The sequence below is a fragment of the Nocardioides sp. AX2bis genome (assembly GCF_902506435.1).
Classification (GTDB): domain Bacteria; phylum Actinomycetota; class Actinomycetes; order Propionibacteriales; family Nocardioidaceae; genus Nocardioides.
Window position 1 is genome coordinate 3,684,782 of record NZ_LR733215.1, and the last position, 9,562, is coordinate 3,694,343.

A 9,562-nucleotide genomic window follows, 5' to 3' on the forward strand; every position below is an offset into this window, starting at 1 on the left:
GCTCAGCCGACCGGGCGCTTGAAGTAGCCCACCAGGTTCTCCGGGTTCATCCCCGGCGCGATCTGCACCAGCTCCCACCCGTCGGCCCCGAAGTTGTCCAGGATCTGCTTCGCCGCGTGCGTGAGGATCGGCGCGGTCAGGTACTCCCACTTGGTCATGCGCGGCACCCTACTCGCGACGGCCTGCTCGTAGGCTCGCCGGATGAGCCCCCTCGTCTCGGTCCACGGCCTCGAGGTCGAGCGGAGCCTGCTCGAGGCCGACGGCGGGCCGTTCCCGACGTCGTACGACGGGCTCGCCGTGGTCCTGGACCGCGGCGGGCAGGACGTGGAGGAGGACGGGCCCGTGCCGCGGACCGGGTGGCGCGTCGTCGCCCGCGGCAACCCCCGGCAGGTCGTCCTGCTCGCCCCGTCGGCTCGGCGACCCCACCACTGGTGGCAGGCCAGCCTCGGCCGCACGGACGACGGCTGGCGTGCCCACGTGTCGTGGGCCGAACCGGAGCGCCCCGCCAGGAGCGAGCGGGTGGCCGGGCTCCGCCTGGACTGGCCGTCGTCCTCCCTCGAGCTGCCCGCCGCGGCCGTCCCCGACCTGCAGGTCCGGGTGGGCCGCTACGCCGACGACGGCGCCCGCCTGCCGCTGGACTGGGACCCCGAGGACGGGACCCACGTCGTGGGCCACGTCCTCGACCCGACCACCGAGGAGCCGCTGCCGTTCCAGGCCTGGCAGGCCTTCGCCGGCCTGGGCCCGGCGACGCTGCCGGACGCGGCCGGCGACGTGTGGCTGCCGCTGCGCTGGACGACCTACGACGTCGAGCGCCTGCCGCCGGGTGACTACCGGGTCCGCGCGCAGCTGTCCTCGCTGCCGGTGCACACCCCGGCCGTCCCGCTGCGCGTGACGCCCTAGCCGGCGAGCACCTCGGGCCCGGTCTTCTCCCGGACCTCCTCGAGCGTGACGTCGGGCGCCAGCTCGACCAGGCGCAGGCCGGCGTCGGTCACGTCGAGCACGCACAGGTCGGTGATGATCCGCTGGACCACGCCGCGCCCGGTGTAGGGCAGCGAGCACTCCTCGACGATCTTGTGGGAGCCGTCGCGGGCGACGTGCTCCATCAGCACGACGACCTTGCGGGCGCCGTGGACGAGGTCCATCGCGCCGCCCATGCCCTTGACCATCTTGCCGGGGATCATCCAGTTGGCGATGTCGCCGGCCCGGCTGACCTGCATGGCACCGAGGATCGCGGCGTCGATCTTGCCGCCGCGGATCATCCCGAAGCTCATGGCGGAGTCGAAGAACGACGCGCCCCGGCGCACGGTGACGGTCTCCTTGCCGGCGTTGACGAGGTCGGCGTCCTCCTCGCCGTCGACGGGGTAGGACCCCACGCCGAGGATGCCGTTCTCGCTCTGGAGCACCAGCTCGACGTCGTCGGGGACGTAGTTGGGCACCAGGGTGGGCAGGCCGATCCCGAGGTTGACGTACGACCCGTCCTCGAGCTCCGAGGCCGCCCGGGCGGCCATCTCCTCACGCGACCAGCTCATGCCTGCACCGTCCTCTTCTCGATCCGCTTGTCGGCCGCCTGCTCGGGCGTCAGCGGCACCACGCGGTGCACGTAGACGCCGGGCAGGTGCACCTCGGCGGGGTCGAGGTCGCCGGGCTCGACGAGCTGCTCGACCTCGGCCACCGTGGTCCGCCCGCACATCGCGGCGAGCGGGTTGAAGTTCTGCGAGGACTGCCGGAAGACGAGGTTGCCGTGCCGGTCGCCCTTCCAGGCCCGGACCAGCGCGAAGTCGGCCACGAGCGCCTCCTCGAGCACGAACTCCTGGGCGCCGCGGTGCGTCTCGAAGGTGCGGGTGTCCTTGGCCGGCGAGGCGACCGCGACGTTGCCCTCGCTGTCGTAGCGCCAGGGCAGGCCGCCCTCGGCGACCTGCGTGCCGACGCCGGTGGCGGTGTAGAACGCCGCGATCCCGGAGCCGCCCGCACGCATCCGCTCGGCCAGGGTCCCCTGGGGGGTCAGCTCGACCTCGAGCTCGCCGGAGAGGTACTGACGCGCGAACTCCTTGTTCTCCCCGACGTAGGAGGCCACCATCCGCCGCAGCCGCTTGGCCATCAGCAGCCGCCCGAGGCCCCAGTCGTCGACCCCGCAGTTGTTCGAGTACGCCTCCAGGTCGTCGGCGCCCTGCGCGAGCAGCGCGTCGATCAGCACCGACGGGATGCCGCAGAGACCGAAGCCCCCGACCGCCAGTCGTGCCCCGGACGGGATGTCGGCCACCGCTCCGGCTGCCGACTCCACCACCTTGTCCATGCCGCTGCTCCTCACGCCTCGACTGCAGGTCTCCCGCGATCCAACGGGTCCGGTGTGACCTGCGTCAAACGCGGGCCCGCCCGGCACCGGTCCGGCACCGGTCCGCCACCCGTCCGGACCCCCTACGCTCGCGGGGTGAGCGACTGGCCGAAGGCGCGTCTGCACGTGGTGACCGGCAAGGGCGGGACCGGCAAGTCCACCGTGGCCGCCGCCCTGGCCCTGGCCCTGGCCGGCCGCGGCAAGAACGTGCTCCTGTGCGAGGTCGAGGGCCGCCAGGGGATCGCGCGGATGTTCGACGTGGACCCGCTGCCTTTCGAGGAGCGGCGGCTGACCTCCGGGCTCCCCGACGCGCGCGGCCGGGCGGGCACGGTGCACGCCCTGCACATCGACCCGGAGTCCGCGCTGCTGGAGTACCTCGCCCTCTACTACAAGCTCGGCCGGGCCGGCCGCGCGCTCGACCGGTTCGGGATCATCGAGTTCGCGACCACGATCGCGCCCGGCGTGCGCGACGTGCTGCTGACCGGCAAGATCTACGAGGCCGTCGACCGCAACGCGCGCAACAAGGGCGCCACCACGTACGACGCCGTGGTCCTCGACGCCCCGCCCACCGGCCGGATCGTGCAGTTCCTCAACGTCAGCGAGCAGGTGGCCGGGCTGGCGAAGGTCGGGCCCATCCGCTCGCAGGCCGACACGATGATGGGGCTCTTCCGCTCCGCACGCACCGTGGTCCACCTGGTCACCGTCCTGGAGGAGATGCCCGTGCAGGAGACCGGCGACGGCATCGCCGAGCTGACCGCGGCCGACCTGCCCGTCGGCGGGGTGGTCACCAACCTCGTCCGACCCCAGGACCTCCCGGCGCCCGCGCTGGCCGCGGCCCGCTCGGGGTCCCTGGACGCCGCCGCGGTGCGCGCCGACCTCGACCGGGCCGGGCTCGACGTCGGGGACGCGCTGGTCGAGGACCTGCTCGGGCTGGCCCGCGACCACGCCGACCGCCGTGAGCTGGAGGAGACCCAGCGGGTGCGGGTGGCCGGGCTGGAGCGGCCGACGTACGAGCTCCCGCGCCTGACCGGCGGCGTCGACCTCGGCGCCCTGCACGACCTCGCCCGCTCGCTGCGCGAGCAGGGGATGGCATGAGCGCCGACCGTGTCCCGGCGCCCGCCCTGGACGTGGACGCGCTGATCGACGACCCGGCCACCGGCATCATCGTGTGCTGCGGCGCCGGGGGTGTCGGGAAGACCACGACGTCGGCCGCGCTGGCGCTGCGGGCCGCCGAGCGCGGCCGCACCGTGGTCGTGCTGACGATCGACCCCGCCCGGCGCCTCGCGCAGGCCATGGGCATCGCCGAGCTCGACAACACGCCGCGTCCCGTCGAGGGCGTCGACCCCGCGGCGGGCGGCCGCCTCGACGCCATGATGCTGGACATGAAGCGCACCTTCGACGAGGTGGTCGAGAGTCAGGCCAGCCCCGAGAAGGCCCGCCAGATCCTGGACAACCCCTTCTACCAGGTCCTCTCCAGCTCCTTCGCCGGGACGCAGGAGTACATGGCGATGGAGAAGCTGGGCCAGATCCACGCCGCGGCGCAGGCCGACGACACCTACGACCTGATCGTCGTCGACACCCCGCCGTCCCGCTCCGCGCTCGACTTCCTCGACGCCCCCGAGCGGCTCTCCCGCTTCCTCGACGGACGTTTCATCCGGCTGATGCTGGCCCCGGCGCGCGGGCCGGCGCGGCTGATGACCGCCGGGCTCGGGATCGTGACCTCCGCGCTCACCCGGATCCTGGGCGCCCAGGTGCTGCGGGACCTGCAGACCTTCGTGGCCGCGATCGACACCGTCTTTGGCGGGTTCCGCCAGCGCGCCCAGCGCACCTATGCGCTGCTCCAGGACGAGCGGACGGCGTTCCTGGTCGTCGCGGCGCCCGAGCCGGACGCGCTGCGCGAGGCGGCCTACTTCGTCGAGCGCCTCGGCGAGGACCGGATGCCCTTCGCCGGGCTGGTCGTCAACCGCGCCTCCGTCGCGCCCGCGGGCGACCTGTCGGCCGACGAGGCCGCCGGAGCGGCCGATCGGCTGCAGCGCAGCGGTGCGGGCGTGGACGACCACGCCCCGACCGCGGGCCTGCTCCGGCTCCACGCCGACCAGGTGCGCCTGGTCGAGCGGGAGACACGGCTGCGCAGCGGCTTCGCGGCCTCGCACCCGCACGTGGCCACGACCGTGGTCGCCGCGCTCGCCGGCGACGTCCACGACCTCGACGGGCTCCGCCGCGTGGGCGACCTGCTCGCCGAGTAGCGCGCAGACCGTCCCTCGGGGTGCGGTCAGGGTGAGGTCAGGCGGAGGCGTGGGCCGGCTGCGGCTGCGCCGCCGGGGTGCCCTGGGTGCGGGCCGCCTCGAGCACCGCGCGCCACGAGGCGTTGGGGCGGCGCTTGATCAGGGCCCGGCGCTCGCGCTCGGTCATCCCGCCCCACACGCCCCACTCGATCTGGTTGTCGAGCGCCTCGGCCAGGCACTCGGTGCGCACCGCGCAGCCCGAGCAGACCTGCTTGGCCTTGTTCTGCTCGGCACCCCGCACGAAGAGCTCGTCGGGACGCACCGTCTTGCAGGCCGCGTCGGCGGCCCAGTCCTCAACCCACATGTCGTTCCCCATCACGCTTTGTGGAGAAGAGGCCTGGTTTTCCCTGTCCCGGGGCCAACTCTTCTCTCTCTTGTGTAGAAGGTAAAGAATTGTCAACGTTCTAGACCAGACCCCAACGACCCAAATCCTCTAGTCACAAATGACTAGGGCCGCCTCGTCACGTTTCGCTGGGGCCTGGGATGCTCCCGTACCCTGCCTGACATGGCCAGGCCCCGCTCCGAACGACCGACCTTCTCCCGGGTGATCACCTCCCTCGGCGTGATGCTCGCTGCCTCCGTCGCCCTCGGCGTGGTCGTGGCCGGGCTCACCGTGCCGTTCATCGGGGTCGCGGGGATGGCCACGCAGACCGCGGCCGACAGCATGGACGAGCTGCCCACCGAGCTGGAGGACGTCCCGCTCGCGCAGAAGACGACCATGCTGGACAGCCAGGGCGAGGTGATCGCCACGCTCTACGACGAGAACCGCGTCAACGTCCAGCTCAAGGACATCAAGCGGACCATGGTCAAGGCGATCGTGGCCATCGAGGACTACCGCTTCTACCAGCACGGCGCGATCGACGTGCGCGGCACGCTGCGCGCCCTGGTCACCAACTCCGCGAGCTCGTCGGTCCAGCAGGGCGGGTCGTCGCTGACCCAGCAGCTGGTCAAGCTCAGCCTGCTCAACGCCGCCGACACCAAGGCCGAGGAGCGCGCGGCCACCGAGCAGACCTACACCCGCAAGCTGCGCGAGCTGCGCTACGCGGTCGCGCTGGAGCAGCAGCACTCCAAGGACTGGATCCTCGAGCGCTACCTGAACACCGCCTACTTCGGCGACGGGGCGTACGGCATCCAGGCGGCCGCCAAGCACTTCTTCGACGTCAACGCCAGCGAGCTGAACCTGCGCCAGTCGGCGATGCTGGCCGGTCTCGTGCAGAACCCCTCGGCCTACGACCCCACCAACGCACCGGAGCGCGCGCTCGAGCGCCGCAACGTCGTGCTGGACCGGATGGCCGAGCTCGGCGTGGTCAAGGACCGGCAGGCCAAGAAGGTGAAGAGGACCGACCTCGGTCTCGACGTGCAGGACGCCAAGAACGGCTGCCTCTACTCCGCGGCGCCGTTCTTCTGCGACTACGCCTACTCGTACCTGATGGCCGACCCCGCGCTGGGCAAGACCCGCGCCGAGCGCCAGCGCCTGATCGAGGCCGGCGGCCTGACCATCAAGACCACCGTCGACCTCCGCTTCCAGCAGGCCGCGACCACCTCGGTCCAGAGCCAGGTCAACCCGACCGACCAGGCCATCGGCGGCCTGGCCATGGTGGAGCCGCGCACCGGCGCGGTGAAGGCGATCGCCCAGTCCCGCCCGATGGGCAACGGGCCGGGGGAGACCTTCCTGAACTACGTCACCCCGCAGGAGTTCGGCGACTCGGCCGGCTTCCAGCCCGGCTCGACCTTCAAGCCGTTCGTGCTGGCCACCGCGATCAAGCAGGGCATCCCGCTGAGCACGCAGATCGCGTCGCCCCAGACCAGGACGTTCAACCAGGCCGACTTCGCCAACTGCCCGGGACAGCCGCCGTTCGCCGGCACCTTCCCGGTCAACAACTCCACCGGCGCCGGCACGTTCAACCTCTACACCGGCACCCAGCAGTCGGTGAACACGTTCTTCGTCGAGCTCGAGCGCCGCACCGGCGTGTGCGAGCCCTACAACCTGGCCAAGCAGCTGGGCATCCGTCTGGACAACCCGACCGGCCCCGGCGCCGAGCGGATCCCGATCTTCACCCTCGGCGTGGCCGACGTCAGCCCGGTCGAGATGGCCGAGGCCTACGCCACCTTCGCCGGGCGCGGGCTCCACTGCGACTCCCGCCCGGTGTCCTCGATCGAGGACGCCAACGGCAACGTGGTCAAGACCTACGACCCGACCTGCGAGCAGGTCCTCGACGCCCCGGTCGCCGACGCCGTCAACGACGTGCTGCGCGGTGTGCAGGAGCCCGGCGGGTTCGGCTACGACGCCGGGATCAGCCTGTCGCAGGAGAGCGCCGGCAAGACCGGCACGACCTCCAGCCAGCAGGCCGTGTGGTTCTCCGGCTACACCCCCAACCTGGCCGCGGCGGCGATGGTCGCCGGCGCCAACCAGGAGGGCCAGCCGCAGAGCCTGGTCGGCCAGACCGTCGGCGGGTCCTTCGTCGACACGGCCTCCGGCTCCGGCACCGCCGGCCCGCTGTGGGGCAACGCGATGCAGGTCGTCCAGCAGTGGCTGCCCGACGCCACCTTCACCGCCCCCTCCGTCACCGAGATCGAGGGCGTCCAGGTGACGATCCCCGACGTCGGCGGCCAGGACCCCGCCTCGGCCCAGGCCCAGCTCGAGGCCGCCGGCTTCGTCGTCACCCAGGGCACGTCGGTCTACTCCGACTACAGCGTCGGCACCGTGGCCTACACCTCCCCCGGTGGCGGCACGGCGCTCGGCAGCGGCGGCTCCGTCACCATCTACACCTCCGCCGGGCCCGCGCCGGCACCCCCGCCGCCGGCCCCGGCGCCCTCCACCGGCGGCGGAGACGACGGCGGCGGCTCCCCCGGCGGCGGCAACTCCGGCGGCGGGGCCCCGGGCAACTCCGGCGGCAACTCCGGCGGCAACTCCGGCGGCGGGAACCCCGGCAACGGCGGCAACGGCCGCGGCTGACCGCCGAGATGACGCTCGCGGACAGCCGAGATGACGGTTGCGGCGCGTCGAGATGACGCTTCCGGCGCGTCGGGGTGAGGCCCGCCGCCGGTCGTGGGTGGGTCAGGCCAGCTGGCGGCGTACCTCGGCGGCCACGGCGGCGCCGTCGGCGCGTCCCTTGACCCGGGGCTGGACGCCGCCCATGACCGCGCCCATCGCCTTCATGCCCGCACCGGCCGAGCCGGTCGCCTCGACCACCTCGGTCACGATCGCGCTGATCTCCGCCGGGGAGAGCTGCTCGGGCAGGTAGTCGGCGATGACCGCGGCCTCGGCACGCTCCTTGGCCGACATCTCCGCGCGTCCGCCCTCGTCGAAGGCCACCGCCGCCTCGCGACGCTTCTTGGCCTCGCTGGACAGCACGTCGACGACCTCGGCGTCCGAGAGCTCGCGCGCGGTCTTGCCCGCGACCTCGGCGTTGGTGATCGCCGACAGCACCATCCGCAGGGTCGAGGAGCGGATCTCCTCCCGTGCCTTGATGGCGGTGACGAGGTCGGTGCGCAGGCGGTCCTTCAGAGCACTCATGCGCTCATCATGGCAGCCGCCGTGGGACCCTGACCGCGTGCGCCCGCTCCCCCTCGTCGCCGCCACCACCGCTGCCCTCGCGACCGCCGGGGCGGGCCTGACGGCGTACGCCGCGGCCGAGGCGCGTGCCTACACCCTGCGGCGCGTCACCGTCCCGCTCCTGCCGCCCGGGCACCGGCCGCTGCGGGTCCTGCACCTCTCAGACATCCACCTCACCCCCGGTCAGGACCGGAAGCTCGCCTGGCTGCGGGGGCTGGCCGACCTCGAGCCCGACCTGGTGGTCGACACCGGCGACAACCTGTCCTCGCACCACGCCGTCGGGCCGCTGCTCGACGCGCTGGGCCCGCTGCTGCAGGTGCCCGGGGTGTTCGTGCTCGGCTCCAACGACTACTTCGAGCCGACCATGCGCAACCCCCTGCGCTACCTGCTGCCCGACGACGGCAAGCGGCACACCGACGTCGCCCAGCTGCCCTGGCGCGACCTGACCCGGCGCCTGACCGGTGCCGGGTGGCGCGACCTGACCAACACCCGTGACGCGCTCGACGTCGGCGGCACCCGGATCGCGTTCGCCGGGGTCGACGACCCGCACCTGCGCTACGACCGTCTCGACGCGGTCGCAGGACCGGCCGACGCCGGCGCCGACGTGCGTCTCGGCGTCGCCCACGCGCCGTACCTGCGGGTCCTGGACCAGATGGCCGCCGACGGCTACGACGCGGTCCTGGCAGGCCACACCCACGGCGGGCAGGTGTGCCTGCCGGGCCTCCCGGGCCGCCCCGCCCGGGCGCTGACGACGAACTGCGACCTCGATGCCGCCCGGGTCAAGGGCCTGCACCGGCACCCGGCCGGCTCGCGGCCGGGCGACCCGGGGTCGTCCTGGCTCCACGTGTCCGCCGGCCTCGGCACCAGCCCGTACGTCCGGCTGCGGGTGGCCTGCCGCCCCGAGGCGAGCCTGCTGACCCTGGTCCCGACCGCGCCCCCACCGTCGGTGGAGTGACCCGATTGGGGTCGGCCCCTCCACCTCTTGTATGCTCCCCGAGGTCGTGGGCATCGCCCACATCGGGCTGTGGCGCAGCTTGGTAGCGCGCCTCGTTCGGGACGAGGAGGCCGCAGGTTCAAATCCTGTCAGCCCGACCACGCAGGGGTCAGGTTCCGGTACGCCGGGGCCTGGCCCTTCGTCGTCCCCGTGCCGGAGCAGGGCGACCGGACCGCGCCGACCCGGCTCCGCACCCGGGTCCTGCGTGCCAGACTGACCCCATGGCCGACCCAGACCGCGAGCGCGAGCTGGAGAAGCTCAGCCTCGCCAAGCCCTCGCTCTTCCCGCGCCGGAGGAAGAAGGACGCCGCCCCGCCGGCCGAGGAGCACGCCGTCCCACCGGTGGCCGCCGAGCCGACGCCCGCACCCGAGCCCGCCCCGGCGCCTGAGCCGACG

General features: G+C 73.1%; 10 protein-coding genes and 1 tRNA gene. 6 read left to right on the forward strand and 5 right to left on the reverse strand.

Annotated features, from left to right (window positions below; genetic code table 11):
• Positions 1 to 2: 2 nt before the first annotated feature.
• A complete protein-coding gene (locus GV155_RS17710; RefSeq protein WP_160010109.1) occupies positions 3 to 158 on the reverse strand; it encodes a DUF4177 domain-containing protein in 156 nt (51 codons plus the stop codon).
• A 43-nt stretch (positions 159 to 201) separates the two neighbouring features.
• Between GV155_RS17710 and GV155_RS17715 the strand changes: the two genes are divergently transcribed.
• The gene (locus GV155_RS17715; RefSeq protein WP_160010111.1) at positions 202 to 900 is read left to right on the forward strand and encodes a hypothetical protein; all 699 of its coding nucleotides are present in this window, start codon (positions 202 to 204) and stop codon (positions 898 to 900) included.
• On the opposite strand, the gene GV155_RS17720 is transcribed toward GV155_RS17715, so the two are convergent.
• On the reverse strand, positions 897 to 1,529 hold the full coding sequence (locus GV155_RS17720) for a CoA transferase subunit B (protein WP_160010113.1): 633 nt from the start codon (positions 1,527 to 1,529) through the stop codon (positions 897 to 899). The two genes, GV155_RS17715 and GV155_RS17720, sit on opposite strands and share 4 nt — an antisense overlap.
• Positions 1,526 to 2,293 (reverse strand): CoA transferase subunit A, encoded by a 768-nt coding sequence (locus GV155_RS17725; protein ID WP_160010115.1) that lies wholly within the window; start codon positions 2,291 to 2,293, stop codon positions 1,526 to 1,528. Before GV155_RS17725 ends, GV155_RS17720 begins: the two co-directional genes overlap by 4 nt.
• Positions 2,294 to 2,347: 54 nt before the next feature.
• On the opposite strand from GV155_RS17725, the gene GV155_RS17730 reads away from it, so the two are divergent.
• The gene (locus GV155_RS17730) at positions 2,348 to 3,427 is read left to right on the forward strand and encodes an ArsA-related P-loop ATPase (protein WP_442938851.1); all 1,080 of its coding nucleotides are present in this window, start codon (positions 2,348 to 2,350) and stop codon (positions 3,425 to 3,427) included.
• Entirely contained in the window at positions 3,424 to 4,578 is a 1,155-nt protein-coding gene (locus GV155_RS17735; RefSeq protein WP_160010119.1) for an ArsA family ATPase, read from the forward strand. Before GV155_RS17730 ends, GV155_RS17735 begins: the two co-directional genes overlap by 4 nt.
• Before the next feature lie 37 nt (positions 4,579 to 4,615).
• Here GV155_RS17735 and GV155_RS17740 read toward each other — a convergent pair whose 3' ends face one another.
• The gene (locus GV155_RS17740) at positions 4,616 to 4,921 is read right to left on the reverse strand and encodes a WhiB family transcriptional regulator (RefSeq protein WP_442938852.1); all 306 of its coding nucleotides are present in this window, start codon (positions 4,919 to 4,921) and stop codon (positions 4,616 to 4,618) included.
• A 201-nt stretch (positions 4,922 to 5,122) separates the two neighbouring features.
• Here GV155_RS17740 and GV155_RS17745 point away from each other — a divergent pair, with 201 nt between their 5' ends.
• Entirely contained in the window at positions 5,123 to 7,573 is a 2,451-nt protein-coding gene (locus GV155_RS17745) for a penicillin-binding protein (protein ID WP_160010123.1), read from the forward strand.
• Between the two features lie 102 nt (positions 7,574 to 7,675).
• Here the strand turns inward: GV155_RS17745 and GV155_RS17750 are convergent, their stop codons facing one another.
• Positions 7,676 to 8,134 carry a GatB/YqeY domain-containing protein gene (locus GV155_RS17750; protein WP_160010125.1) on the reverse strand — a complete coding sequence of 153 codons (459 nt, stop codon included), beginning with the start codon at positions 8,132 to 8,134 and terminating at the stop codon, positions 7,676 to 7,678.
• Between the two features lie 37 nt (positions 8,135 to 8,171).
• Here GV155_RS17750 and GV155_RS17755 point away from each other — a divergent pair, with 37 nt between their 5' ends.
• Positions 8,172 to 9,128, forward strand: coding sequence for a metallophosphoesterase (locus GV155_RS17755; protein WP_236554406.1), 957 nt, complete (start codon positions 8,172 to 8,174; stop codon positions 9,126 to 9,128).
• Between the two features lie 63 nt (positions 9,129 to 9,191).
• Positions 9,192 to 9,268 (forward strand) — tRNA-Pro (locus GV155_RS17760).
• Positions 9,269 to 9,562: the final 294 nt, after the last annotated feature.